This window comes from Arsenicibacter sp. R0_47, assembly GCF_057652235.1.
In genome coordinates this window covers 59,061-84,354 of record NZ_JBYFCJ010000007.1, presented here as the reverse complement: position 1 = coordinate 84,354, position 25,294 = coordinate 59,061, and the positions used below count along the sequence as shown (strand labels likewise).

Sequence of the window (25,294 nt, the reverse complement as noted above, 5' to 3'; positions counted from 1 at the left end):
TTTTATTAACCTGCGTAATTCAATTTGTTGACCATGAACAAGTTTGTTGATTACTTTAAAATAGGGCCGGTATTCAGCTATTTTATCCGGGTATTCCGGAAACCGGATCCGAACGCGCCGACAAGTCAGAACCTGCGCATGATGCACGGCATCAACCGGATTTCGATTGTCATGTTCCTGTTTTGTCTGGTGGTGATGATTGTCAGAGCCTGCACCCGATGAACATTGAATCGCTGCGTGATTATTGCCTGAGCCGGCCGGCTGCCACGGAATCGTTCCCGTTTGGTGAGACGACACTGGTCTTTAAAGTGGGCGGCAAAATTTTTGCCCTGACCGATATCGAATCCCGGCCCGTACAGGTTAACCTGAAGTGTGATCCGGAACTGGCCGTGCAGCTTCGGGAGGAGTTTGATGCGGTAAAGCCGGGGTATCACATGAACAAAAAACACTGGAACACAGTCATCGTTGACGGCGGTATCCGCGACAGCCATGTACGGGAATGGATTGACCACTCGTATGAGCTTGTCCGGAAAAGCTTACCCAAAGCGGTTCGCGACAGTCTGGATACCGGCCCCGCAGCATAAAGCCTGACATCTGACGGATAATTGCTCCGGAAATTGTATTTTCGTAGACGCGCCTGGACAACCGAGCTTATGGAAATCTCGCTTATTTTTTTGCTTTATTTCTTTTACCTGGTCATACGGTATTTCACAATGGATCACGATACCCCTGCCGACAAGGACCGGATCCGTTTCGAAAAAGGCATTTTATTGCTTCAACAACGTGAGTTTGAACAGGGATACGAATATTTTAATCAGGCTGTCAAACAAAACCCGAAATCGGCTCTGGCCTACGCGTTCCGGGGAAAATGTCAGCTGGCTAATCAGAACTACTATTCAGCGATTTACGACCTGACACAGGCTCTGAACCGTGATAATACACTGGCCGACAGCTATCTGGATCGCGGAATTGCGTATTATTCCGTCGAACAATATCAGGATGCCTTCCGGGAGTTCGACAAAGCGGTCTGGCACTTCCGCGGCGAACAACCGGACGCCTACCGGTGGCGTGCCATTGCCCGGCTCCAGCTCAGCCAGCATACCCAGGCAGAAAGCGACCTGAACCGCGCCGTTATGCTCGGCGACGAAAACTCAGCCTATATGCTTCAACAACCGCCGTTTGTGCGCGGTGTGGTTAATCAGTAAACAAACAGAGGGCCGGTTCGCTGAAAAGCAGACCGGCCCTCTGTCATGTATACACTTTTCCCTTTACTTCAGCTTACTCAGCTGCGTAGTATTCCGCTTCGTATCCATTTTAGCAGCTTTTGCCATTTCCAGAGACTTCTGAGCCGCCTTCAGCCCGTCTGCTTTTTTACCGGCCCGGCGGTACGCTTCTGCCTGTTCATAATACAGATCAGCCTGATCGTTCGTCGTTGGCTTCATACCCAGCGCCTTATTGCTCCATTTGATAACCGTTGGCACATCGGCCGGATCAGGACTGTTCTTGTTAAAATACCGGCAGATATAAATAAATTCCGGTACGGTCAGCGGAGCCGTGTTGGCCTGCTTATCCATCCGGGCAGTGGCCTTTTCCGTTTGTTTTGCGCGGAAGTAGGCACCTACCTCCGGCAGCAGAGTCCGGTTAGCGGCAACTTGCGGCGGAACACCAATTTTCACCAGCTGATCCCTGATCCGCAGAATGCGCGACGGCTCATAGCGGCCGGCACGGCTGCAATACAGCGACGACATAATGATGTTTTCGGCCACATCATGCACCGGTTGCGGACCGTACTGCTTATAGGCTCCCTGATTATTGATAAAATACACCGCGAGCGGGTTATCGGAATCCATAATCAGTTTTTGCAGCACCAGCCAGTTCGTCTGGTTCGCGTAGGTACTGGCCGGCTGCTGTTTAGCATAGGCCTCCATTGCTTTCAGATTACCAACAGTATCCGTCGTCACTTTGGCATACATTCCGTAATCGATCAGGAAGTTAGCTTCGCGCTCCCCTTTCTCAAAACGCTGACGGAAAGTCTGCGCCCGCTTTTTCGGATCAGTAGCAACGGTGCCGTGCCGAATTACTTCGTCGGCCGAGTTATTGCTCATCGCGTAATGAATCAGGGTCTGCTGTCCGTCGAAATACAGGAAGAGCGGCAGCGACGGCACATACAACCGGTGTGCTTTCAGCCAGTCCTGTGTCGACTGATTCATCAGTTCGAGCTTTTTACTGACAAACTTTTCGTTGTAAAACTTACCCACCCGCGGGTCTGCCAGCGTCGGCATAAAGCTTTGGCAAACGTGGCAGTCGGGCGAATAAATCTCGACAAAAACCGGTTTCCCCGTGCGGCGGGCATTCTGGAAAACCTGATCAATTGATTCGGACCGGAAATCAATTCCTTTCTGGGCAAATACCGTCGTGACAGAAAGCAGTACGACAAAAAACCAGTTTAATCTATTCATGAAAAGCGTTCTCAGACGGGTCTACGGCTTAGGATTTTATTTCTGACGACGGATCTCGTCCTGTACCCGACGGCTCAATACCTTACACAGGCTTAAGATGTCATCGGCCATTGCCTGATCACCGGTTGCATTGGCGATATTGGTGGCCAGTCCGTCCATCATTTCGATGGCAAACCGCTTCATATCAAACACTTCCATATCTTTTGTCCAGAGTGCGATCTGTAGCGTACTGTTGTGATAATGATCCCATACACCGATGGCCACGGCGCGCGAGTCGCTCAGACCGTCATTTGGGTTCTCGGTAGCATCCCAGTAGATTTTTTCAGGGACGCTTTCATTATCTAACTCGATTGTAAAATTGATTTCTGACTTTTTCATAAACACAAAAGTAAAAAGGAACGCGGACATTCCTGCCCGCGTTTGCCATTACTCATCCGGTTTCCGGACTTATTGCGCGCCGAATACCTTTTTCAGGAGGTCCGTAATCCGCGCCTGCGGATTTTCCCGGATCTGTTTTTCCTCCTGCGCAACCAGCAGGAAAAGACCGTCAACCGCCTTATTCGTTGCATATTCCGTCAGATTCGGGTTTTCCTTTTTCACTAACGGCAACTTGTTGTAGGCGTTTACCAAATCTGCGTAATATTTTGTGGCATTATTTTTTTTGAGTGCCCCGTCGATAATGGGGGTAAAACGGGTCACCAGTTCGCTGCCGCTGGTCTTACGCAGGTATTGCGTAGCGGCATCGTCCTGCCCTTTCAGAATCTGCACCGCATCCGGAATGGTCATTTTGGTAACGGCATTCAGAAAGACCGGTTTTGCCTCCTTGGCCGCATCCTCGGCAGCGCGGTTCATCGACAGGATAAACTGATCGACCTGTGGCCCCAACCCGATCTGCCGCAGACGGGCCTCTACTTTCTGGGCTTCCGGCGGGAACGCCAGCTTTATCAGCTGATTTTTAAAGAACCCGTCAACTGCCGACGCCTGATCAGAGCCTTTGCTTACCCCGATTTTCAGGGCCTCTTTCAAGCCTTGCCCGATCTCGTTGCTGGTGAGCGAGCCGGAGCCCGATGAAACGGCCTGCGAAGCCTTTTCAAGGAACTTACCGAACTTGTTCAGACCACTTTCTTTTTTCGTTGAGTCCTGAGCACTTACCTCGTGGATACCAATCAGGCTACCAAAGGCAACAAACCAAATAATCTTTTTCATCGCACCGAATGATTTTTACTACCTTTGAGACGGGCAAAAGCCCGTAAAGGTTTAACGAAAACTTAGCTTTTATCCGTGAAATACTGAAAAAAATATGGTTTAACCCACCCTTTCGGGCTTCTATCATCCTTTTTCAGTATCACTTTTTCTGTTAATTACACATGGCGGCTAGCATACGCGCCGAAGTTATAACGATAGGCGACGAAATTTTATTCGGTCAGATCACGGATACAAACACCCAATGGATCGGAACCGAGCTCACAAACATTGGCGTCCGGGTCACCCGCAAGGCGTCGGTCGGGGATCAGGCAGAGGCCATTCTGGCCATTCTGGCCGAAGCCCATCAACGGGCAGACATCATCATTCTGACCGGTGGTCTGGGGCCTACCAAAGACGATATTACCAAACAAACCCTTTGCCGGTATTTTAACACGGAACTGGTCCTGAACGAGCGGGCACTTGCCTTCGTAACGGCGTTCTTTGAACGCCGCGGCCGTGCCCTGACCGACATCAACCGTACGCAGGCTTTTCTGCCGGCCAATGCTACCTATATCGAAAACAACTGGGGAACCGCCCCTGGTATGTGGATCGAGCACGAAGGGCGGGTTTACGTATCCTTACCGGGCGTTCCGTTTGAGATGAAAAATCTCATGTCGCATGCGATTCTGCCCCGGTTAAAGGAACACTTTAATCCGCCGGTAATCAAACACAAAATTATCCGGACGGTCGGGATCGGTGAATCGTTTCTCGCCGAACGAATTGAGGCCTGGGAGGATGCGCTTCCTGCCCATATCCGGCTGGCTTACCTCCCCTCTTTCGGTGGTGTGAAACTGCGTCTGACGGCAACCGGCACCGATGAAGCCCTGCTTGACCAGCAACTGGAAGCGCAGACGGCCAACGTATTACCGCTGATCGAAAAGCATGTCTATGGCTATGGTGACGACGAAATCGAAGCCGTCGTCGGCCGGATGCTACAGGAGCATAACCTGAGCCTGGGCATTGCCGAAAGCTGCACCGGCGGCCATGTATCGGCGACAATTACCAAAGTGCCGGGCGTTTCTGCCTGTTTCTGGGGCAGTATCGTCAGCTACAGCAATCTGATCAAGGTAAATCAGCTGGGCGTCAGTCAGGCAACCCTGGACAATTTCGGGGCCGTCAGCGAGCAGACTATCATTGAAATGGCCGAAGGCGTCCGCCGTGCATTGGGTACAGACGTCGGGCTGGCCACGAGCGGTATCGCCGGTCCGGGGGGTGGCACCGACGAAAAACCGGTCGGCACCATCTGGATCGCCTGCGCCACCGGTCAGCGGACCGTTACCCGGCTCCTGAAACTGGGACCTTACCGCGAACAGAATATTCAGCTGACCACGATGTATGTCCTGAACCTGCTGCGCGAAGAACTGTTAAGCTTATAAACAAACGAACAAACCAATAACCTATGGCCCTCGTTGACATGGTGATGCCCCAAATGGGCGAAAGCATTATGGAGTGTACGGTCATTACCTGGCTTAAAAAACCAGGCGACCGTGTTGAAGCCGACGAATCAATTCTGGAAGTTGCTACCGATAAAGTAGATACTGAAGTGCCCGCCGCCTTTTCCGGCATTCTGAAGGAAGTACTGTTTACCGATGGTGATGTCATCGCTATCGGGGCTACCATTGCCCGCATCGAAACCAGCGCTGAGGAGGTCTCCGATGTACCGGCGAACCAGCCCGCGCCGGCTCAACCCGAAGCGGAGCCATCGGCAGAAGCGGCCGCGCAGGACCTTGAAGCGAGCATTCTGGCTATGAGCACCCGCCCCGCCCCTGCGACTCCCCTTGCCGATAGTCCGGTCTTTGCCAACCGGTTTTATTCCCCGCTGGTGCAAAACATTGCCAGGCAGGAAGGCATCAGCCGCGAAGAGCTTGACCGTGTGCCGGGTACCGGTGCCGAAGGCCGGGTAACAAAACAGGACATGCTGGATTATGTGCAGAACCGGCAACCGGTACAGGCCCCGGCTACGCCTGTTGCAGCACCGGCCCCCGCGCCTGTTCCGGCTCCTGTTCAGCCGCCTAAAGTACACACAACCTCACTGAGCGGTCAGTCGGATATTATCCAGATGGACCGGATGCGGAAAATGATTGCGCAGCGGATGGTTGAGTCGAAGCAGATTTCACCCCACGTATCGTCCTTTGTTGAAGCCGATATGACACCCGTCGTGCAGTGGCGCAATAAGGTGAAAGACGTGTTCCGGAAACAAACCGGTGAAGGCCTCACTTACACCCCGATCCTGATCGAAGCCATCGTAAAAGCCATCAAGGACTTCCCGATGATCAACATTTCGGTCGATGGCGACAACATCATCGTCAAAAAGTCGATAAATGTCGGGATGGCGGTTGCTTTGCCAAGCGGTAACCTGATTGTACCCGTCATTCACAATGCCGATCAGTACAACCTCGTCGGGCTGGCGAAGAAAGTAAATGAACTTTCGAACCGCGCGCGCGAAAACAAATTAACCGCCGACGACCTGTCGAACGGCACCTACACGGTATCCAACATCGGCACGTTTGGTAACCTGATGGGGACGCCAATCATTATGCAGCCGCAGGTAGCGATTATGGCTTTTGGCGCCATCGTTAAAAAACCGGCCGTAATCGAAACCCCGCAGGGCGATCTGATTGGTATCCGCCAGATGATGTTCCTGAGCCACTCCTACGACCACCGCGTTGTAGACGGTTCGCTCGGAGGTCGGTTTGTACGCCGCGTCGCCGATTATCTGGAGCAGTTTGACATTAACCGGCAGTTTTAATCATTTTGCAGCACACAAGACCCAGACGTCTGATCACTGTTTATGAAAAGAAAACGGATTGCTATTGACATGGACGATGTATTGGCCGACACCAACGGCAAATTCATCGATATTTATCTGGCAGGAGACGCGCCCCGCTACACACTGGATGAGCTGAAAACCCAATCGTTCCACGAACTGCTGGATGAGCACGAATTCAATGCCCTGCTACAGCATGTGTATGAACCGGGCTTCTTCCGCGACATCCGGGTGATGCCCGGCGCTCAGGCGGCCATAGAGCAGTTATCGGAGCGGTACGACATTTTTGTTGCTACGGCGGCCATGGAGTTTCCGAATTCGTTCCGCGATAAATACGACTGGCTGGCAGAACACTTCCCGTCAATTCATTGGCGTAATATCATTTTTATGGGTGATAAAAGCGTCCTGAACACGGACTATCTGATTGATGATCTGCCCCGTAACCTGGTTACTTTCCAGGGAGAAGGTCTGCTGTTCTCGGCGGTCCACAACCGGACCAGTCAGGACTTCCGCCGGTTTAATACGTGGCCGGAGATTGAGGCGTACTTACGTTAGTGGCTGATAACAAAAAAGGCGGATCATGGATCCGCCTTTTTTTGTTAGTATATTCTGTCGTTAGCTTATTGGGCATCAACAACGCGCTCGTGACCAACTTCGCGCTCATGTTCTTTTCCTTTTTCAGGCGCAATGCGGATGATCTGCAGTTTGTCCAGCACGCGGATTACCGGATATGTCGGATCAAACTCCCACCACCGGGCACCGAAGTTCGCATCGTTCGGACGCTTGTGGTGGTTGTTCTGGAACAGCTCTCCCAGCATCAGCAAGTCAAAAATCAGCGAGTTACGTGACTTGTCGTGGTTATCGAAATTCTGGTAACCGTACTTGTGACCGCTCCAGTTAACGATAGCACCGTGGATAGGGCCCATCAGGAAGTGAATCGGCAGCAGGAAGAAGAATGCCCAGTGCATATCCAGATACAGGTACGCAAAAATGTAGAACAGGGAATACAGCGTGCCCCAGGCAACCCGTGAAACCCATGAATCACCGATTTTCTCGATCAGGGTCCAGTGCGGGTAATTGCGATCAAACTGTCTGGCAACGGGAGCACGGCGGTGTAAAACGGCATTATAAATATCTTTGGTCTTCCACATCATCTGAAACACGTTCGTTGAGTTATGCGGAGAGTGAGGGTCTTTAGGAGTATCGCTGTAGGCGTGGTGCATGCGGTGCAACACGGCATAGGCGCGTGGGCTCAGGTACGACGAACCTTGTGACAGATACGTCAGGCAGTAAAAGAAACGCTCCCAGAATTTGTTCATCGTGAACATTTTGTGGGCACCGTAGCGATGTAAGAAAAATGTTTGGCAAAACAGGGACAGATACCAATGCCCGGCTAATACTACCAATACAACAATCACAGTGAAATATATTTAAGTTTAACAATCCAACTAACTAATCTCTACAAAAATAAGGAATTATCCAAATGTTTTGCCTGGTTATGGCTAAAAAAGATGGTTAAATCCAACTATTCCACTACGGTTGTAGCATACTGCAACAGGTTGGCACCCATCCGTAGGGCCAGCTGCCGCAGGTTTTCAGGGTCATTATACACGCTCTGGTCCTCCCAGCCATTACCCAGATCACACTCGTAGGAGTAAAAACAAACCAGCCGGCCCTGATAGATTAATCCGAAGCCCTGAGGCGCCTTGCCATCGTGTTCGTGTACTTTCGGTAGTCCGTTCGGGAATTTAAATTTCTGGTTATATACGGGATGATTGTAGGGCAGTTCCACAAAATTCAGTTCCGGAAATACCTTTTTCATCTCGCGGCGGATGTATTTATCCAGACCGTAATTATCATCAACATGCAGAAAGCCCCCTGACACCAGATAACGACGGATGTTCTGCGCTTCGGCATCTGAAAACACCACATTGCCGTGACCGGTCATGTGTATAAAGGGGTACGAATAGATATCCGGGCTACCCGGCTCAACAATGTCCTCTTCGGGGAAAATGTTCATGCGCAGGTTCTGGTTGGCAAACCGGATCAGGTTCGGCATGGACGTTTTATTGGCATACCAGTCGCCGCCCCCGCTGTATTTCAGCTTGGCAATTTTATAGGACGCCTGAGCCAGCACCGAACCGATTACCATGAGCTGTAATCCGATGAGCAAACACACTATTCTTTTCATGAGGCTTAGCTGCTTTTACTACCTTTAGGATAATGATGACTAACAAATATACAACGATTGCCGCTTCGCAGACATTGCCTGACCGGTATTTTACTGATTCAGCAGATTCAGAATCTGACAGGCGGCCAGTGCGGCGGTTTCCGTCCGGAGCCGGCTCGGGCCCAGCACCGCCATCCGGAATCCCGCCTGAACAGCCTGCTGAATTTCCGGCTCTGAAAAGTCCCCTTCCGGCCCGATTAACACCGTGTATACTTCATTTGTTCGGGCGGCTCTGAATAAATGTTCCGGTACTTCATCGTCAGGCAGATGGGCAATAAACCGCTGCCCTTCGGCGGGTATCGCAGCCAGCAGCTGGCTAAACGGAATGGCCTCATCAATCTGCGGCATCCAGCTCTGCAGGGATTGTTTCATGGCCGAAACGGCGATTTTTTCAATCCGTTCGGTTTTCAGTACCCGCCGTTCGGAATGCTGGCTGAAAAAAAAGCTGATCTGCTCAATGCCGAGTTCAACGGCCTTTTCGACAAACCACTCGATACGGTCCAGGTTTTTGGTGGGTGCAACACAGATACGGATGGAGAACGGACGGGCAGGCGTTGTTTTTTCACCGGTAATCCGGAATGCACATTGCCGGTGATCGGCTTTCGTGATCACGCACGTAAACTGCTTTCCCTGCCCGTTGGTAACCAGAATTTCCTCGCCCGTACCCAGCCGGAGCGTCTTCACGGCATGGCGTGAATCGTCTTCCGTTAAGGCTGAAATGGCCGGGGCGTCAGGTTGATAAAAAAGATGCATGAGCGCAAAAATAGGCGGTTTTACAATGTCAGCTGCCTTTAACCGCTCAAAGCGGTAATTTTGGCCGGTTAATGCCCGTCAAATGTAATTTTAGGATTTTTCAGGCAGCGCATGGCCTGCCCGATACCGCTCAGGGTCAGCGGAAACATCCGGTTGCCGCACCATTCCCGCACCAACTGAATGCTGTGGGTGTATTTCCAGTAGCCCGCCACTTCCGGATTCAGCCAGACAATGTGCGGATACCGGGCTTTAAACCGGTCGAGCCAGACAATGCCCGCCTCCTCATTATAATGCTCAACACTGCCCCGGGCGTGTGTAATTTCATAACTGGCCATGGAGGCATCGCCTACAAAAATAATCTTGTATTCCTTATTATAGGTATTCAGGATCTCCTGTGTCGACACGCGGTCACGACGGCCGTCGCCATGCTCACGCTGGTTGCTCCGCCACAGGCTTTCGTACACACAGTTATGAAAATACAGAAACTCCAGATGTTTGAACTGATAGCGGGCCGCCGAGAATAGCTGGTTACACAAATCGACGTGGCCATCCATCGAACCGCCGACATCAAACAGCATCAGCACTTTTACCTGGTTCTTACGCGACGGCCGCAGCTGAATGTCCAGCAAACCGCCCTGCCGGCTGGTTTCGGAAATCGTCCGGTCAATATCCAGCTCATTTTCAATGCCTTCGCGCGTCAGAATACGCAACTGACGGAGCGCCATCTTCATGTTGCGCGTATTCAGTTCTACATCGTCGGCGTAATTTTTATAGGCACGCTGCTCCCATATTTTCAGCGCATTACGATTGCCGGTTTCCGTCTTATCCATCCGGAATCCTTCCGGCGCCTGTCCCTGCGTACCAAAGGGTGAGGTGCCGCCGGTCCCGATCCATTTGGTGCCGCCTTCATGCCGTTCATCCTGCTCCTGCAGCAGGTCGCGCAGCCGTTGCCAGAGCTGATCAAGACCGCCCATACCGGCGAGAGCCGCCTGTTCGTCTTCCGTAAACTGCTGGTGCAGCGCGTCTTTCAGCCAGTCGGGTGGTATGTCCGGCAGTTCTTCACGCAGTGTCTGCTGCATCCCGTTATACCACTTGCCAAACACACGGTCGAACAAATCAAGGTGTTGTTCGTGTTTGACCAGCGTGGTTTTACTGAGGGCATAGAAATCACTGACCGACGAGATTCCGGCCTCCGATCGTAACACGGCCAGTAGTGTCAGATACTCAGGCAACGTCACGGGCAGATTATGCTGGCGCAGCCGCAAAAAGAACTCAAGAAACATAGCCTGTGCGTTTAATACGGACGCTTCCCTTTTTGCTTCAAGGCCGTTAACAAGACCGTATCCTGCTCGTTTTTCAGGAGCGATCCGACATAAGGCGGCAGTTCGTTCAAGGCTTCCAGATCGGTCAGATCGTCTTCCGTAACCCCCGAAACCAGCAACAGCCGGATCCAGTCAATGAGCTCACTGGTGGAGGGCTTTTTCTTCAGCGCCTTCACATCGCGGATGCTGAAAAAGACCGACAGGGCTTTGGTCATTAATTCCTGTGATAAAACCGGAAAATGGACCCGTACGATCTGTTCCATTGTCTCCTTTTCCGGAAACCGGATGTAGTGAAAAAAGCACCGACGCAGAAAGGCATCCGGCAGCTCCTTTTCGTTGTTGGAGGTAATGATCACAATCGGCCGGTGGCGTGCAGAAATGGTCCGCCGGAGTTCGTAGCAATAAAACTCCATCCGGTCCAGTTCCTGCAAGAGGTCGTTCGGGAACTCAATATCGGCCTTGTCGATTTCGTCGATCAGCAAAACGGCCTGCTCACCGGATTCAAACGCCTCCCACAGTTTTCCTTTTTTGATATAGGCCTCAAGGTCCCCGATCCGGGCATTGCCGAGCTGAGAATCCCGCAGGCGCGAAACGGCGTCGTATTCATACAAACCCTGCTGCGCCGTGGTCGTTGACTTAACATGCCAGGTAAACAGCGGCTTTTGCAGGGCACCGGCAATTTCGTAGGCCAGAAGCGTTTTTCCCGTGCCGGGTTCCCCCTTAATCAGCAAGGGTTTCTGCAGGGTGATCGCCGCATTGACGGCAATGCTCAGTTCGTGGGTGGCAACGTATTGATTCGTTCCGGAAAAGTGTTGTTTCATGACCAGAAAAGAGAAAAGGGAAGTAAAGGAGACTGCGTACCGGCAGTCTTACCTCATACTTCCCTTTTTGTATAAAAGACTATTCCTGCCCGTTATCGGAGAACGAGTACATGGTCTGATCCAGTGTCAGCGTGTTGCTGTTGAAGTTTTTGATGAAGTTTCCGATTACATCTTCATCAATTTCTTCCACGTTCAGACAAACATCCAGACTGATTCCATACTCGAAATCGGTATCTACCTCGACGTATTCCTGCACCTTAACGGCTTCGGTTTCTTCGAGTTCTTCGATAATTTCGGTCAATGCGGTTTCGGCATCTTCCTCTTCTTCTGCCGTAATTTTGTAATTGGCGTTCCGTTCCTCCACCGGAACATAATTCGGATATGACTTTTTGAGTTCTTCAATGGCCATTTCATACACCAGGCTGCTATGGTGCAGACGGAGTGTATAAATCAGGGCATCGTAGATAACTTCCTTACCCTGGTACGTACCGACAAACTGAACATGCTCACACTCACCTGTTTCGAGCATTTCAACTTCTTCGTCTTCTACGTAAACGAATGACATGCCTTCAGCCTGACACTCTTCCTTGAGTTCGGCAATTTCCTGTGGGTCGAAACCCGGATTATTTTTAATATCCATCAGTTCTCTGGTTTGTTCGCAAAATACGGTAGAGACGCAATATGTTAGGTCTCTGTTTTATACTATTTTACTAATCCCCGTCAAAGTTACCAGATTCCCGGGAATTCTGTGCACCCATGTAGAGACGCAAGATCTTGCGTCTCAATTACCTTTCATTTGACTACCTGCTGCTGCTGAGACGCAAGATGTTGCATCTCTACCATTATTCCCTGCCGCTGCTGAGACGCAAGATGTTGCGGCTATACCATTATTCCCTGCCGCTGCTGAGACGCAACATCTTGCGTCTCTACCATTACTACCTGCTGTTGCTGAGACGCAAAATGTTGCGTCTCTACGTTACCATTAACATAGATTTCACACACTTTTCTTTGTTGTATGTAGTTTTATTTGTTAATCGTAGTACATTAAAATTCCTCATATGAAAACGATTCTCTTTCCTACCGACTTCACCTCCTCTGCGTCGCTGGCGCTGCAATGGGCCAAAACATTAGCCGGAAAGTATCAGGCAACCCTGATTCTGCTGCATGTTCACCAGCCGCCTTTGCCCGATACTACCTTACCGACTGTCGGTGATTTAGGTGTTGGTGTGGCGGCGGCGTATGATCTGGAAAAAATCGGACACGAACAGCTCGATCATCTGGCCGCCCAGCTGCGGGCCGCCGGATTAACTGTTGATACGGAATGGCGGATGGGTGGTATTGAGGATGAAATTCTGAGCACCGCCCGTGACCGTAATGTTGACCTCATCATTACCGGCCGTCATACTATGAGCACATTTTTTGACTGGCTGGCGGGAAGTGCGGCCACGGATGTTGCCCTCGATGCCTCCTGCCCGGTCCTGGTTGTGCCGGCCCCTGATGAGCACGAAACCGCTAAGCCGGTGGCTCTGAGCGAAGTAATTTTTGCCACACAGCTTGAATTCGACGAGCGGTCGGTCTTACAGCAGGTCTCTCAGCTTACCGCTGATTTCGGCGGGCGCCTGCATTTTCTGAAAGTCAATGCCGATAACCAGCCGGATGTTTTTGACGACGAACAGTTTAAAGCACAGCTTCAGCGTACATTAGGTAACGATCCGCTGCGGGTTAATCTGATCCATGCCCGTACCGTTACCGGCGGCGTTTCGGACTATCTGGATAAACACCAGGCGGATCTGCTGGTGATGACCACCCGAGAACGGGGTTTTCTGGATGGCCTGCTGAACCCGAGCCTGACGAAACGTATGGTATTGCGGGCCCATATTCCGGTGCTGGTCTACCATTCACCGAAAGTTGAAACCCCTTAAAAACGAAGAAACCGCACGCCAAAGGCGAACGGCTTCCCGGAGTACAACAAAACCACAGGGTTAAGTGCCAACAAGGCCGGCCTGTGGATCTGTCAGTTTTCAGGTTTGTTGATACAGGTTGTCCGCTGAGTCGTCAGTGAACAACCTGTATCAGTTTATATTATGCCTCGATCAGGAATTCGTCGTGCTGACTTACGTCCAGACCAACTTTTTCGTCGTCTTCAGATACACGCAGCGGCAGGATCAGGTCAGTAACTTTCAGCAGCAGTAATGAACCACCGAAAGCGAACGCTGACACGATGAACAGCGCCTTAACGTGCTCGATAAACAGGCCGGTTTCGCCGAATGCCAGACCTTCTACCGTTACAGCTGAGTTAACCCCTTTTGAGGCGAAGATACCTGTCATCAGCATACCTACGATACCACCTACACCATGGCAAGGGAATACGTCAAGCGTATCGTCAAGCGTTGATTTCGTACGCAGGTGAGCAACGAAGTTACTGATCATACCGGCAATCGATCCAATGAAGATTGACGATGGGATCGTTACAAAACCAGCCGCAGGCGTGATGGCAACCAGACCTACAACCGCACCGATGGCAAAACCCAGAGCAGATACTTTCTTACCTTTAGCCGCATCGAACAGTACCCATGACAGACCGGCAGCCGCCGCAGCTGTGTTTGTTGTTGCGAACGCTGAAGCTGCCAGGGCAGATGCACCAACCGCAGAACCGGCGTTGAAACCAAACCAGCCGAACCACAGCAGACCGGTACCTAACAGTACGAACGGGATGTTGGCAGGCGGGAAGTAGTTGGCTTCCATGTGTGATTTACGGCGCTTCAGGTAGATTGCACCGGCTAAGGCAGCCCAACCGGCAGACATGTGTACAACAGTACCACCAGCGAAGTCAAGAACACCCATTTTGAACAGGAAACCATCCGGGTGCCATGTCCAGTGTGCCAGCGGCGTGTACACAAAAAGGCAGAACAGAATCATGAACAGGACGTATGACCGGAAGTTGATCCGCTCAGCCATTGAGCCTGTTACCAGCGCCGGCGTGATAACCGCAAACTTCAGCTGGAAGAAAGCGAACACAACCAGTGGAATAGTAGCAGCCAGTGACCAAGGCTTGCCGTCAAGTACGCCTTTGAACATAAAGAACGTAGTCGGATCACCGATGAAACCACCGATATCATCACCAAACGCAAGGCTGAAGCCGACAACCACCCACATGATGCTGATTACACCCATCGCGATGAAGCTTTGCAACATCGTTGAGATAACGTTTTTGTTGTTAACCATACCGCCGTAGAAATATGCCAGGCCGGGAGTCATCAACAATACCAATGCAGAAGAAACCAACATCCACGCGGTATCACCGGTATCGATACCTTCGGTAACGATTTGCGTTGGAACAGAGGGCATCAGAATACCCATTACGCTGACAATCAGCAGCAGAGCGAGAGGGATGTAACGTGACATAGACTTACTGGGTTTTTGTTGTACAATAGATTAGCGATTGGTAAGGGTTAACTGCATATGTTTATGTTAAGAAAATCAGAACTTGAAGATGGCAGCCATACCCAGCGTCGTCTGCGACTTTGAGAATGAGCCATCATTTTTCTCAAACTTATTAGCCGAGTAGCTGTCGATACGCAGCTCCGGCTTCAGCAGTACGTGACCACCACCCGTTGTGATATTACCGGTGAATGTGATTGAGTTAACGCTTGCACCGTTACCGGCTGCGTCTGTCAGCGCACGAACACCGCTCTTGTTATCGAATGATTCGTAGCGTGCGCCCAAAGCAAACTTATCCGAGAATGCGTAGTTGGTATAGAGCGCGAAACCACCCCATGTCTTTTTCTCAGACGGACCGCCGCCATTCTGATAGTCACCTTTCTGTGAACCGGTTGCGGCATTCAGGCCTACGTAGAATTTAGAGGTAATCTGATAAGTTGTTGTCAGGTCAAACAGCGCGTAAGAAGCATCGTCCGCTTTCACACCGTTCACATCCTGAGATGCTTCGTTTGAGGCGATGGCGTTCAGATAAACGTTCCAGCCCGAAACCGGCGAGAAGAAGAACTGACCGATCAGGCCTTTTTTCTTGTTGTTATCAAAAATGTTATCAATGTTGTTCACAACACCGAGCATTAAATATGCCTTGTCGCTGAACGAGTACTGGCCTTTCAGACCGATGTGATAGAAAGGACCGTTGTTAAACAGGTTAGACAGCGAGTAGTTAAAGTTCACCGGAGCATCAATGACCTCATAGCCAATGTGCGTACCGAACTGACCGGCTGTAAAGCTCAGTTTACTGGTTGCTTTCAGGGTTACGTAAGCCTGCTTAATGGCTAAAGACGTTGAGCCTGCACCCAGGAAAGCAACATTGTTGCCGTAGTTGCCCAGATCCGCGAAAGGACCGAATGCCATATCCATTACAGCATCTACCTTATCTGAACTGTAGGCCGCTTTTGCCTGAATCAAACCAATTCCGAACTGACCTGACTTCTGGTCAAACGCCCGGGCATTTGAGCTACCCAATGCATTCAACCCCATATTCGACTGACTTTTCGGGTTATTGAAGTTCCCGAAATAGTAGGTATCCATGTATCCGGAAAAGGTAAATTTCCCAGAATCGGTTCCGGTAGAATCCTGTGCTTTCCCAGACAAGGCACCCATGAAACAGGCAGCTAGTAAAAAGATCTTTTTCATAATTTACTTTGGCTAAACAGTGGTTTTGTAAACTTTTATTGAACGGCACAAAGTTTATTACAAAATTTAATTGATGCAACAGGTGATTCAACCTTTAAACCTATTTCTGGTCATTTTCCACTAATTTTGTTTAAAACATCTTACTTTTTAAACCTAAAATCCAAGAAAACTTAACATTTTTTTGAAATTTTCTAAGAATTCATACCTCGCTATAGTTATAGGTAAGTTCTGTGTTTCCCCGTGATTATCCAATTTGATTTGGCAGAAGCAAATTTTCACCAAACAAAAAACCCGACCAGGTAGTTGGTCGGGTTTGGCAATCGGTAAACGTATGTTCCGCTTATTCTTCAGCGTGCAGCCAGGCTTTCTTGGCTAACAGCGTATCGTCTTCTTCTTCATGCTCAGGATCCGGCACACAGCAGTCAACCGGGCAAACGGCAGCACACTGCGGCTCTTCGTGGAAGCCTACGCATTCCGTGCATTTATCGGAAACAATGTAATAGAACTCGTCGGAAACGGGTGCTTGCGGCGCTTTACCACTTACAATGGTTCCGTCACCAAAATCAACTTCATCAAGGCTTGTCCCTCCGCCCCATGTCCACTCAACGCCACCTTCGTAGATAGCAGTATTCGGACATTCGGGTTCGCAGGCACCGCAGTTGATGCACTCGTCAGTGATCATGATAGCCATGAGCGTACTAGGTTATGTGCAGAAAAATAGGTTCGACTTTTGGACAACAAATATAACTATTTAAAGGGTTAGGGCAAACTATTAGTTATTTTTGTGGTAAAATCAGCGATTGCCTGACACGAATGACGCAAAACGAACGCATCCAGACTTTTATCGCTCTCGGAGACTTTTTACGGTCTGAACAGGGGCAAACCGAAATTGACGATATGGCCTGGCGGGCCAACGGGCAGAATAACTGGTTTACGCCTGCCAATGTGAAACGGGCTTTCCATGCAATCAGTGACCACATGCTGACGGCTGATGCGCTTACGGCATGGGCAGCTCAATACCCGTCTGAACCGCAGACGCCAAAAAGCATCGGCGTTGTTATGGCCGGCAATATTCCGGCCGTCGGCTTTCACGACTTACTGTGTGTATTGGTCAGCGGACATCGTATCCTGGCGAAGCTTAGCAGTCAGGATATTGTACTAATCAATTATTTAATAAAAAAAATAACAGAAATAAATCCGGCATTCGGCGAGTACATTACCATTGCCGAACGGTTGAATGCCGCCGATGCCTTTATCGCAACCGGCAGCGATAATACGGCCCGCTACTTTGATTATTACTTCGGGCAGCGGCCGCACATCATCCGCCGCAACCGTACATCGGTCGGGGTGCTGACCGGCGTAGAGTCCGATGAGCAACTGCTGGCGCTGTCGGAAGATGTACTCAGTTATTTCGGATTAGGGTGCCGGAATGTGTCGACGGTACTGATTCCGGACGCGGAGATATTGCAGCGCTTTCTGCGTGTTACCGAGGCGCTGATTCCGGAATATACCAGCAACCATAAGTACGTCAACAACTACGATTACAATAAATCGATTTATCTGGTAAACGGCGTACCGCATCTGGATAACTGCCTGCTGCTGATGACCGAGGATGACCGGCTGGTATCACCGATTTCTGTCTTGTATTACCAAACCTACGCGACACAGGCCGGACTTACCGCTTTTCTGGAGCAGAATGCCGCGAAAATTCAGGTGGTTGCTGCTGCGGATGGTTGGTATCCGGGCAGCGTGCCCTTCGGGAAAACGCAGTCGCCCGGCCTCAACGATTATGCTGACGGGGTTGATACCATGGCCTTTTTAACAAGTCTGTAAAAAAGGAGCACGGCGCTGAACCGTGCTCCTTTTCTTTTTAATAGCGCCAGCTAGTCAGGTCAGCGCCTTTGGGGGCACTGGTTTCAATCCGCTTCAGGATTTTTGACAGGTACAGTGTATTATACCGCAACCGACTGATGTAATTTGGCTGGGTATGATCGCCGTTCCAGCAGTGTTCGGCCCGGTCGCCGTAATCGACTTCTCCGTAATAATGCGGCGCTTTTGTCTGTTTCAGGAAATCCTCCATCAGATAGACCGCATTATTGAGGTAATAATTGTCCATATCACCGCAGTAGATATGAATTTTGCCGGTCAGTTTAGGGCCCAGCTTCGCCCAGTCGCGCTTCAGGATATGTAAGAGGTCGTAATGCTCCCGCCAGTAAGCGGCTACGCTGCTGTCAATATCGCCGGTCAGTTTATCCCAGATCGGTTTCGGGTATCCGTCCTGACCCATTGGCGAGTATACCGCCTGCCAGATGTCCCACTGATCGCCGGATCGGGAGTTTGACCCAAGTGCCAGCTCACGGTGATTCATGTCCTGCACGGTACATTTGACATGGCCGAGGTAATTCCGCTGACCCGGACGCAGCATTTTGCGGAAAGGTCCGTCCATGTAATAGGCATTTTTGTCTTTGTAGATATCAACAACCGTGTAGGCATTGAACGAAATCGGGTCCGGACAGGCAGCAAAACAGCCGTTATACTCCTCCGGATAAAACACCTGTGCGGCCAGCGACTCCCAGCCACCGGTTGAGCCGCCATACAGAAAACGGGCCCATCCCTGGCCAATCCCCCGGAACCGGCGTTCGATTTCCGGAATCAGTTCATAGGTAATGGCATCGCCGTATGGACCGATGTTTTCAGAATTAACGGCGTAGGAGTCATCATAGAAAGGGTTGGCATGCTGGATTTCTACGATCAGCATGCGCGGAAAGTCCTTGCCGGTCCATTGTTTATAAAAATCATAAGCCTCCTGTGCCACCCGCTTTTTATAACCGTAAATTTTAAACCGGTCGATGTAGTCGGTCGTATCCATGTTGGCAGGTGGCGGCGTCTCGCTGAAACCACCGAAATCGTCCGGAAAATGCCCGTGAAAGACACACAGCGGATAACGGGCTTCCGGATGCTGATCAAACCCGTGGGGCAGCAACACGTGCGCGCCGATGTACATCGGCCGGCCCCAGAATTCGGTGAGCAGCTTACTCTGAATCCGGATATGCTTAATGTATTTCGTGTCTTTGGGTTCCGTTATAGACGGGTTAATGCGGTTGAGCGACAGCCGGTACCATTGCTTTGAACCGGCGGTGATCCTGATTTTTTGCGGCACACTGTAGAGATTACCGGGAGCCGTGCGCCAGTTTTGCCCTTCCCCCCGATCCATTGGGAGCTTAACGGGCGGGCCATATTTCCGTTTGAACGTTTCGTATTTGTGGAGAACTGCCTGCACGTAATATTCGCCCGGCGGCAGGCTCGCCACATCGTGTACCGGATAGCCCAATGCCCTTGAGTCGATCAGCATTTGCTGGCCCGGCCGCATTCCGTCAACATCGCGCCCGAAAATCTGGGCCGTTTTCACCTCATCGTTAACCTGAAAGCGGGGCTCGCTTTTATCATTGGAGGCAACAATCAGCAGCAGCCGGCCATCGACAGGCTCTTTGCCGACAGAATCCGGAAAGGTAACGGAGAACGTTTGTCCGGATGCGCCGGAGTATATCAGCAACAGACAGACAAACAGGCAGGTAACGTAATTTCGCATAGTTGTTCAGGTTTCAAGTCAGGACGTAAATATGCATCCGAAACCTGAAACCTGCCATACCGCTACACGATTCTTTTACTGATAAACCCGTACGTAATCAACCTCCATCCGGGCCGGAAACGCGGTTTCATCTACCCCTTTCTGTCCGCCCCAGTTACCACCGACCGCCAGGTTCAGGATCAGGTAAAACGGCTGATCAAACGGCCACTGCTCATACAACGTCCCCGTCTCTTCTTTAGTGATGGTATAATACAGCTTCTCGTCGACATAAAACTCGATCCGGTCTTTATTCCAGTCGATGCCATACACATGAAAAGTCGTTGTCGCGTCCGGTACCGGAATGGTTTTCGACTTCTGCGTTTTTCTGACGTGATTATAGGCTTCGGTATGAATGGTTCCGTGAACGGTCCCTTCGTCGTAGCCGACATGCTCCATGATGTCGATTTCCCCGTCGCGCGGCCAGCTCATGGGTTCCTTGGCTGCCAGCATCCAGATGGCCGGCCACGTACCGCGCCCTTTCGGCAGTTTCGCCCGGATTTCGAAATGACCGCCTTTCCACTCAACTTTACCCTTTGTCCAGAGTTTCGCCGAGGTATAGTCACGGTTCTTGTAAGTCTCCTTCCGCGCCTCAATAATCAGCACGCCGTTTTCGATACGGGCATTTTCCGGCCGGCTTGCCAGATAATACTGTAGTTCGTTATTTCCGAAGCCGTGACCACCTGTGTCGTAATTCCATTTGGCTGTATCGGGCAAACCCGCTACATCAAACTCATCCGCCCAGATGAGCGTACGTTTTGTCAAACCGGTCGTACTGACCGGTGCTTGCGGCGCAGGGCTCTGCACCGGTGTTTTATCACCCGAACAAGCCAGCATAGTCATCAAAAGCAAGCCAAACATAGCCATGGTAGTATCAGAATACATCAATAGGTTAATCTCCGGCGAAGATACGATTTCTGGCTTGTTTCACGGTCTTTGTCTTAATTTTACGGCATGGCAAGGCAACTAACCGACAATGAAGTCATAAACGCATACCTGACACTGAGTGCAGACTCTACTGTTATCATGCGGGGGAAACGCATTTTTAATCAGGGGCGGTACAGGTTAATCAGGCTTGACACTGCTGACTCCGGCCTGGCAGAATTCCGCGTGCAAAGTGACGACAGCACCTCAAAGTACCTTGTCATGTTGCGGAACTTTATGTCCGGTCATATTCCGGCCGGGGCCTGTAGCTGTCCCTATAACTGGGGGCCTGCCTGTAAACATCAGGTAGCGGCCTGGCTGGCGCTGGCACCGATGATTACCGAGCCGCCGAAGCTGCTTTCCATGCTCGATTCAACGGTAAAACTACCTGTCGTTGACGATATGCACCTGCAGTTACTGGTAACCGAGGCCGACTGGAAACTCCGGAATTCAATCAAACTCATCACCCTGAAGGGTTCAGAAGGACAATCGGCTGAATTGACTGTCAGCTACAAGAAAGAGAGCTTTACCGTACGGCTGTCGCAGGTCAACGCCGATACCATCCATACTTCCTGCACCTGTAATGTGGAACAATATCAGCCGCTTTGTGCCCATAAACTGGTGGCCTTACAATTTCTCCGGAACACGTATGGTAAACGCCCGCTAATAGCCATTAACCGTGACTGGACCAGCGATAAAAATAAGTTGCTGGCGGAGTACGGCTTTTCGATGAATGATAACCTGAAAGGGAAGTTTGATTTTAAGGTTGATACCAGCGATGAACTGAGTCTGGTCATTCTTGACCCGTCGATTCAGAAAGTTAATCAGAACTGGGAGCTGCTGGGCAAGCGGTTCAAACTGCCCGAAACTGGCCATAAGCTACCTGTAAGCCAGCCGGATAGCCGCACACAACCAATTTTGCTGTATGCGCTTAGGCCCAGTCCGGCAGGCTCTATCCCTGGTCTGGAGATTACACCGGCCTTTGCCAACGAATCGCCGAAAACACTGAAATTAACCTCCGTCAAAGAAGTGCGGTACGGTGGGTTTGACCGGATGCCGGCTATCACCGAAGCCCAGTCGGAGCTGATCACCCTGAGTGGTAAATTTAACAGCAGCACTCTCAACAGTGAACTCAGCAAAAAAAACCTGCTTTCCGGCTATTATTACACGTCCGGACACGTCATGATGACGGCGGAAGCCACCGAATATGCCCGGCAATGGGAGGCTGGTTTTATGCAGGTAATGCATCCGTTACTGGCCGTTTCCCGCCTGTTTCTGGCAAAGGAAAGCCATTACCTGAGTGCCAGCAATCTCGAGCCGGTTCAGCTCGCACCGGAACCTGTTCATCCGCACCTCACCTTGCGGGAGAAAGACGGCATGACCGTTCTGGAGGTACACTTTATCCTTGATGGTCAGAAGATTATACCCGATAAACAAAACCGGCCAGCCGGTCCGTGGTTCATCCGGCGGCAATCGACGCTTTACCGGATTGCCCGGGCGTCGGATGTTATCCTGGTCGATCAGCTGGCGGCGAATGGCAGTATGCGGGTCCGGTCAGCATATGTAGATGCCTTTTTCAGAGACTTCATTGTGCCGCTTACCGAACAGTTTGATATAGAGATCAAGCTCGAACGCCCCATGACTGATCTCCCGCTTTTCTTTCAGGACATGCGGATTTTTCTGAAAGAAGATGAGGAGCACATTCTGTTCGTCCCCGAATTTACGTATCAGCTGCCTGATGCCGGCCACACAACTGCAAATGAGCAACCGGAAAACCTGTATTTTTCTAACGACGGCCGTCAAACCCGGCTGACCTACCACGACAACCACATACAGGTCCTTCACCGTGATCCTGCCGCAGAAGCCAACCGGTTAAACCTCTTTATTGACCAGCACGCTGATTTTACCACACAGAAACACCAGTCTCAGCTGGCACTTCCGTTTAGTAAACTCCTGGAAAACAACTGTTTTCTCAACTTCTTTGAGGCCATGAAACAGGCTGACATTCCGGTTCTTGGCGTCAATGATCTTAAAAAATTCCGATACAATCCAAACCGCGCCGTGGTACAAATCCGGGCGGGTTCCGGCATCGACTGGTTCGACCTGAGCATGACCATGCAGTTCGGTGATCAGTTTGCGTCCCTATCCGACATCCGGAAAGCGATTGTCAACCGTCAGAATTATGTGCAGCTGTCGGATGGTACCCTGGGGCTCCTGCCGGAAGATTGGCTGAATAAATACGGGCAGGTGCTGAAAGTCGGGCAGGTAAACGGGGACGACATCAGGCTCTCGAAGCTCCATTTTGCGATCATCGATGCCCTGTCGGAACAGATCGACAATGCCGCTGTATTGGCCGAAATCGCCGAAAAAAAGCATAAACTGCTTAATTTTAAGCAGATCAAGGATGTACAGATGCCTCCGAACCTGAACGCCACCCTCCGCGATTATCAGGTAGAAGGCTATAAATGGCTTAACTTTCTGGACGAATTTGGCTGGGGTGGTATTCTGGCCGACGACATGGGGCTGGGCAAAACCCTGCAAATACTGGCCTTCATCCGGATGATCAAGAACCGGACACCGGATGCTACCGTCCTGGTAGTAGTACCCACTTCACTGATTTTCAACTGGCAGGCCGAGGTTGATAAGTTCTGTCCAGAGCTGCGGGTTTTGGTGCAGCGCGGCCTCGGCCGGGCAACATCTGCTGATACATTTGCAGCCTATGACATCATTCTGTGTAGCTACGGAACGGTACGCTCTGACATTGAGTGGCTACGGAATTTCCGGTTCGACTACGTCATTCTTGATGAATCACAGGCGATTAAGAATCCGACGGCTCAGGTCACCAAAGCGGTTAAGCTGCTGCAAGCCAGCAACCGGCTCGTGATGACCGGGACGCCTGTTGAGAACAATACCTTTGATTTATACAGCCAGATGGACTTTCTGAATCCGGGCTTGCTGGGTACCCAGGAGTTTTTCCGCACCGAATATGCCACGCCCATTGATAAGCATCAGGATGCAGACCGGGCGGCTGATTTGCGGCAGCTGATCCGCCCGTTTATGCTCAAGCGCACGAAAGAGGAAGTGGCCAAAGACCTGCCCGAAAAAACAGAAACGGTCCTGTTCTGCGAAATGGGCAAAAAGCAGCGGAAGGTCTACGAAACCATGCGCGAGCATTACCGGCAGCGGATTACCACGGAAATGGCCGCCGTAGGCAGGGAAAAAGCAGCATTTCTGATTCTGGAAGGCTTGCTGAAACTCCGTCAGATCTGTGACTCCCCCGCCCTGCTCTCCGACGGCGCAGACTACGGACAGGAATCGGCCAAACTGGATGAGCTGGTCCGCGAGATTGAAGAGAACGCGTCAAACCATAAGATTATCATTTTCAGCCAGTTTCTGAAGATGCTTGATCTGGTAAAACATCATCTTGAAAAACATAAGATCACGTACGAATACCTGGACGGACAGACGACCGACCGTGCCTCGCGCGTGAACCGGTTCCAGACCGATCAGGATTGCCGCGTGTTTCTGATGAGCCTGAAAGCGGGTGGTGTCGGCCTCAACCTGACCGAAGCTGACTATGTGTATCTGGTGGATCCGTGGTGGAATCCGGCCGTTGAGCAACAGGCTATCGACCGGGCGCACCGGATTGGACAAACACGCGCCGTGTTCGCTTACCGGATGATTTGCAAGGACACCGTAGAGGAAAAAATTATGCAGCTTCAGGACCGGAAACGTGACCTCGCGGCTGATCTTATTTCGACCGAAGCAGGGTTTATCAAAAAACTCAGTCAGGACGATATCGTCGGTCTGTTCAGCTAATTTTTCCGACAGGATTTCAAAATGTTTTTCTGACAGGATTACATGATTAACAGGATTTAACAATCAATTTACCTTGTTAATCATGTAATCCTGTCAAAACCACCCTGAATCCAGAATCTGGAACCAGCCAGCATCAAAAAACAAACCCTGCTGAGAGTCCTGCCCAGTTTTTGAGATAGCCGTTGATAATGAGCGGGGTATAATTGGCCCGCATTAGAAAACCGCCCCCTTTCAGCGGCCGGAGCCGGAAACCAATGTGGCCGTAGGAATAATGGCTGTTGCCGTCAACCTCAAACTCAGCCGACGGAATACTGAATTTACCCCGTACCGGCACATAGCCCACGCCAAGTTCAAATGCCACCCGCCGGTCATCCATGATGGTATTGATCCCGATCGGAAAAGCCACTACCTGACCGGTTCCGGAGATGTAGTTTTGCGGCCCCGTGCCCAGTTGTTTCACCAGCGACATATCGAACACCTCCGCCCCTATGCGCAGGCCAATCCCTGAGTTCCAGTTCAGAATCCGGATGTCGAGGTTTGAAGAATAGAGAAACCCGCCGCCACCGGCTTCACCATACAGCGCCACCGCCCGGCGGTCTTCGTCGCGGCGACGCTGGGCGGTGGCAGTTTGGTATATCGTCAGAAAAAGGAGAAAGCAAGAGACAAACTTCATGGGCACAACCGACTTTTGGGC

Annotated in this window: 24 protein-coding genes; 9 read left to right on the top strand and 15 right to left on the bottom strand. The window is 51.0% G+C overall.

Annotated features, from left to right (window positions below):
• Positions 1-33 precede the first annotated feature (33 nt).
• The 3 genes from AC23NW_RS14770 to AC23NW_RS14760 all read left to right on the top strand — a co-directional run bounded on the left by AC23NW_RS14770 (position 34) and on the right by AC23NW_RS14760 (position 1,205).
• The gene (locus tag AC23NW_RS14770; protein ID WP_487450423.1) at positions 34-222 is read left to right on the top strand and encodes a DUF6728 family protein; all 189 of its coding nucleotides are present in this window, start codon (positions 34-36) and stop codon (positions 220-222) included.
• Complete coding sequence (locus tag AC23NW_RS14765; protein ID WP_487450422.1) at positions 219-584, top strand: MmcQ/YjbR family DNA-binding protein; 366 nt, start codon at positions 219-221, stop codon at positions 582-584. Before AC23NW_RS14770 ends, AC23NW_RS14765 begins: the two co-directional genes overlap by 4 nt.
• 69 nt (positions 585-653) lie before the next feature.
• On the top strand, positions 654-1,205 hold the full coding sequence (locus tag AC23NW_RS14760) for a tetratricopeptide repeat protein (protein WP_293842848.1): 552 nt from the start codon (positions 654-656) through the stop codon (positions 1,203-1,205).
• Positions 1,206-1,268: 63 nt separating this feature from the next.
• Here AC23NW_RS14760 and AC23NW_RS14755 read toward each other — a convergent pair whose 3' ends face one another.
• From AC23NW_RS14755 to AC23NW_RS14745, 3 genes are all read right to left on the bottom strand, one after another.
• Complete coding sequence (locus AC23NW_RS14755; RefSeq protein ID WP_487450421.1) at positions 1,269-2,459, bottom strand: thioredoxin family protein; 1,191 nt, start codon at positions 2,457-2,459, stop codon at positions 1,269-1,271.
• Between the two features lie 36 nt (positions 2,460-2,495).
• Entirely contained in the window at positions 2,496-2,837 is a 342-nt protein-coding gene (gldC, locus tag AC23NW_RS14750; protein WP_293842844.1) for a gliding motility protein GldC, read from the bottom strand.
• A 69-nt stretch (positions 2,838-2,906) separates the two neighbouring features.
• Positions 2,907-3,665 carry a DUF4197 domain-containing protein gene (locus AC23NW_RS14745; RefSeq protein WP_487450420.1) on the bottom strand — a complete coding sequence of 253 codons (759 nt, stop codon included), beginning with the start codon at positions 3,663-3,665 and terminating at the stop codon, positions 2,907-2,909.
• A 161-nt stretch (positions 3,666-3,826) separates the two neighbouring features.
• Between AC23NW_RS14745 and AC23NW_RS14740 the strand changes: the two genes are divergently transcribed.
• The 3 genes from AC23NW_RS14740 to AC23NW_RS14730 are packed head-to-tail and all read left to right on the top strand — an operon-like array spanning position 3,827 to position 7,026.
• Entirely contained in the window at positions 3,827-5,080 is a 1,254-nt protein-coding gene (locus tag AC23NW_RS14740; protein WP_487450419.1) for a competence/damage-inducible protein A, read from the top strand.
• A gap of 23 nt (positions 5,081-5,103) precedes the next feature.
• Entirely contained in the window at positions 5,104-6,453 is a 1,350-nt protein-coding gene (locus AC23NW_RS14735; RefSeq protein WP_487450418.1) for a dihydrolipoamide acetyltransferase family protein, read from the top strand.
• A 42-nt stretch (positions 6,454-6,495) separates the two neighbouring features.
• Positions 6,496-7,026 carry a 5' nucleotidase, NT5C type gene (locus tag AC23NW_RS14730; RefSeq protein WP_487450417.1) on the top strand — a complete coding sequence of 177 codons (531 nt, stop codon included), beginning with the start codon at positions 6,496-6,498 and terminating at the stop codon, positions 7,024-7,026.
• Positions 7,027-7,091: 65 nt separating this feature from the next.
• On the opposite strand, the gene AC23NW_RS14725 is transcribed toward AC23NW_RS14730, so the two are convergent.
• From AC23NW_RS14725 to AC23NW_RS14700, 6 genes are all read right to left on the bottom strand, one after another.
• Complete coding sequence (locus AC23NW_RS14725; protein ID WP_487450416.1) at positions 7,092-7,889, bottom strand: acyl-CoA desaturase; 798 nt, start codon at positions 7,887-7,889, stop codon at positions 7,092-7,094.
• Positions 7,890-7,996: 107 nt separating this feature from the next.
• Complete coding sequence (locus AC23NW_RS14720; RefSeq protein WP_487450415.1) at positions 7,997-8,662, bottom strand: DUF4159 domain-containing protein; 666 nt, start codon at positions 8,660-8,662, stop codon at positions 7,997-7,999.
• A 90-nt stretch (positions 8,663-8,752) separates the two neighbouring features.
• Positions 8,753-9,454, bottom strand: coding sequence for a 16S rRNA (uracil(1498)-N(3))-methyltransferase (locus tag AC23NW_RS14715; protein ID WP_293840161.1), 702 nt, complete (start codon positions 9,452-9,454; stop codon positions 8,753-8,755).
• Positions 9,455-9,522: 68 nt separating this feature from the next.
• The gene (locus AC23NW_RS14710) at positions 9,523-10,737 is read right to left on the bottom strand and encodes a vWA domain-containing protein (protein WP_487450414.1); all 1,215 of its coding nucleotides are present in this window, start codon (positions 10,735-10,737) and stop codon (positions 9,523-9,525) included.
• Between the two features lie 11 nt (positions 10,738-10,748).
• The gene (locus tag AC23NW_RS14705; RefSeq protein WP_487450413.1) at positions 10,749-11,597 is read right to left on the bottom strand and encodes an AAA family ATPase; all 849 of its coding nucleotides are present in this window, start codon (positions 11,595-11,597) and stop codon (positions 10,749-10,751) included.
• Between the two features lie 79 nt (positions 11,598-11,676).
• Complete coding sequence (locus tag AC23NW_RS14700) at positions 11,677-12,237, bottom strand: hypothetical protein (protein ID WP_293840167.1); 561 nt, start codon at positions 12,235-12,237, stop codon at positions 11,677-11,679.
• 418 nt (positions 12,238-12,655) lie between these two features.
• Between AC23NW_RS14700 and AC23NW_RS14695 the strand changes: the two genes are divergently transcribed.
• Positions 12,656-13,519 (top strand): universal stress protein, encoded by an 864-nt coding sequence (locus AC23NW_RS14695; RefSeq protein ID WP_487450412.1) that lies wholly within the window; start codon positions 12,656-12,658, stop codon positions 13,517-13,519.
• Positions 13,520-13,679: 160 nt separating this feature from the next.
• On the opposite strand, the gene AC23NW_RS14690 is transcribed toward AC23NW_RS14695, so the two are convergent.
• The 3 genes from AC23NW_RS14690 to AC23NW_RS14680 all read right to left on the bottom strand — a co-directional run bounded on the left by AC23NW_RS14690 (position 13,680) and on the right by AC23NW_RS14680 (position 16,923).
• The gene (locus AC23NW_RS14690; RefSeq protein ID WP_293840172.1) at positions 13,680-15,002 is read right to left on the bottom strand and encodes an ammonium transporter; all 1,323 of its coding nucleotides are present in this window, start codon (positions 15,000-15,002) and stop codon (positions 13,680-13,682) included.
• 75 nt (positions 15,003-15,077) lie between these two features.
• Positions 15,078-16,232 (bottom strand): porin, encoded by a 1,155-nt coding sequence (locus AC23NW_RS14685; RefSeq protein ID WP_487450411.1) that lies wholly within the window; start codon positions 16,230-16,232, stop codon positions 15,078-15,080.
• A 340-nt stretch (positions 16,233-16,572) separates the two neighbouring features.
• Positions 16,573-16,923 (bottom strand): 4Fe-4S dicluster domain-containing protein, encoded by a 351-nt coding sequence (locus AC23NW_RS14680; protein ID WP_293840176.1) that lies wholly within the window; start codon positions 16,921-16,923, stop codon positions 16,573-16,575.
• A 122-nt stretch (positions 16,924-17,045) separates the two neighbouring features.
• Between AC23NW_RS14680 and AC23NW_RS14675 the strand changes: the two genes are divergently transcribed.
• A complete protein-coding gene (locus tag AC23NW_RS14675; RefSeq protein WP_293840178.1) occupies positions 17,046-18,065 on the top strand; it encodes an acyl-CoA reductase in 1,020 nt (339 codons plus the stop codon).
• A gap of 37 nt (positions 18,066-18,102) precedes the next feature.
• Here AC23NW_RS14675 and AC23NW_RS14670 read toward each other — a convergent pair whose 3' ends face one another.
• Complete coding sequence (locus tag AC23NW_RS14670) at positions 18,103-19,821, bottom strand: alpha/beta hydrolase (RefSeq protein WP_487450410.1); 1,719 nt, start codon at positions 19,819-19,821, stop codon at positions 18,103-18,105.
• 75 nt (positions 19,822-19,896) lie between these two features.
• Positions 19,897-20,718, bottom strand: coding sequence for a glycoside hydrolase family 16 protein (locus AC23NW_RS14665; protein WP_487450409.1), 822 nt, complete (start codon positions 20,716-20,718; stop codon positions 19,897-19,899).
• Positions 20,719-20,811: 93 nt separating this feature from the next.
• On the opposite strand from AC23NW_RS14665, the gene AC23NW_RS14660 reads away from it, so the two are divergent.
• Positions 20,812-24,600, top strand: coding sequence for a DEAD/DEAH box helicase (locus AC23NW_RS14660; protein WP_487450408.1), 3,789 nt, complete (start codon positions 20,812-20,814; stop codon positions 24,598-24,600).
• A 133-nt stretch (positions 24,601-24,733) separates the two neighbouring features.
• Here AC23NW_RS14660 and AC23NW_RS14655 read toward each other — a convergent pair whose 3' ends face one another.
• Positions 24,734-25,273, bottom strand: coding sequence for a hypothetical protein (locus tag AC23NW_RS14655; RefSeq protein WP_487450407.1), 540 nt, complete (start codon positions 25,271-25,273; stop codon positions 24,734-24,736).
• Between the last annotated feature and the right edge of the window lie 21 nt (positions 25,274-25,294).

Coding starts and splice junctions, on each gene's coding strand:
- AC23NW_RS14770 (WP_487450423.1), top strand. CDS start 34: ATGAACAAGTTTGTTGATTACTTTAAAATAGGGCCGGTATTCAGCTAT.
- AC23NW_RS14765 (WP_487450422.1), top strand. CDS start 219: ATGAACATTGAATCGCTGCGTGATTATTGCCTGAGCCGGCCGGCTGCC.
- AC23NW_RS14760 (WP_293842848.1), top strand. CDS start 654: ATGGAAATCTCGCTTATTTTTTTGCTTTATTTCTTTTACCTGGTCATA.
- AC23NW_RS14755 (WP_487450421.1), bottom strand. CDS start 2,459: ATGAATAGATTAAACTGGTTTTTTGTCGTACTGCTTTCTGTCACGACG.
- gldC (WP_293842844.1), bottom strand. CDS start 2,837: ATGAAAAAGTCAGAAATCAATTTTACAATCGAGTTAGATAATGAAAGC.
- AC23NW_RS14745 (WP_487450420.1), bottom strand. CDS start 3,665: ATGAAAAAGATTATTTGGTTTGTTGCCTTTGGTAGCCTGATTGGTATC.
- AC23NW_RS14740 (WP_487450419.1), top strand. CDS start 3,827: ATGGCGGCTAGCATACGCGCCGAAGTTATAACGATAGGCGACGAAATT.
- AC23NW_RS14735 (WP_487450418.1), top strand. CDS start 5,104: ATGGCCCTCGTTGACATGGTGATGCCCCAAATGGGCGAAAGCATTATG.
- AC23NW_RS14730 (WP_487450417.1), top strand. CDS start 6,496: ATGAAAAGAAAACGGATTGCTATTGACATGGACGATGTATTGGCCGAC.
- AC23NW_RS14720 (WP_487450415.1), bottom strand. CDS start 8,662: ATGAAAAGAATAGTGTGTTTGCTCATCGGATTACAGCTCATGGTAATC.
- AC23NW_RS14715 (WP_293840161.1), bottom strand. CDS start 9,454: ATGCATCTTTTTTATCAACCTGACGCCCCGGCCATTTCAGCCTTAACG.
- AC23NW_RS14710 (WP_487450414.1), bottom strand. CDS start 10,737: ATGTTTCTTGAGTTCTTTTTGCGGCTGCGCCAGCATAATCTGCCCGTG.
- AC23NW_RS14705 (WP_487450413.1), bottom strand. CDS start 11,597: ATGAAACAACACTTTTCCGGAACGAATCAATACGTTGCCACCCACGAA.
- AC23NW_RS14700 (WP_293840167.1), bottom strand. CDS start 12,237: ATGGATATTAAAAATAATCCGGGTTTCGACCCACAGGAAATTGCCGAA.
- AC23NW_RS14695 (WP_487450412.1), top strand. CDS start 12,656: ATGAAAACGATTCTCTTTCCTACCGACTTCACCTCCTCTGCGTCGCTG.
- AC23NW_RS14690 (WP_293840172.1), bottom strand. CDS start 15,002: ATGTCACGTTACATCCCTCTCGCTCTGCTGCTGATTGTCAGCGTAATG.
- AC23NW_RS14685 (WP_487450411.1), bottom strand. CDS start 16,232: ATGAAAAAGATCTTTTTACTAGCTGCCTGTTTCATGGGTGCCTTGTCT.
- AC23NW_RS14680 (WP_293840176.1), bottom strand. CDS start 16,923: ATGGCTATCATGATCACTGACGAGTGCATCAACTGCGGTGCCTGCGAA.
- AC23NW_RS14675 (WP_293840178.1), top strand. CDS start 17,046: ATGACGCAAAACGAACGCATCCAGACTTTTATCGCTCTCGGAGACTTT.
- AC23NW_RS14670 (WP_487450410.1), bottom strand. CDS start 19,821: ATGCGAAATTACGTTACCTGCCTGTTTGTCTGTCTGTTGCTGATATAC.
- AC23NW_RS14665 (WP_487450409.1), bottom strand. CDS start 20,718: ATGTTTGGCTTGCTTTTGATGACTATGCTGGCTTGTTCGGGTGATAAA.
- AC23NW_RS14660 (WP_487450408.1), top strand. CDS start 20,812: ATGGCAAGGCAACTAACCGACAATGAAGTCATAAACGCATACCTGACA.
- AC23NW_RS14655 (WP_487450407.1), bottom strand. CDS start 25,273: ATGAAGTTTGTCTCTTGCTTTCTCCTTTTTCTGACGATATACCAAACT.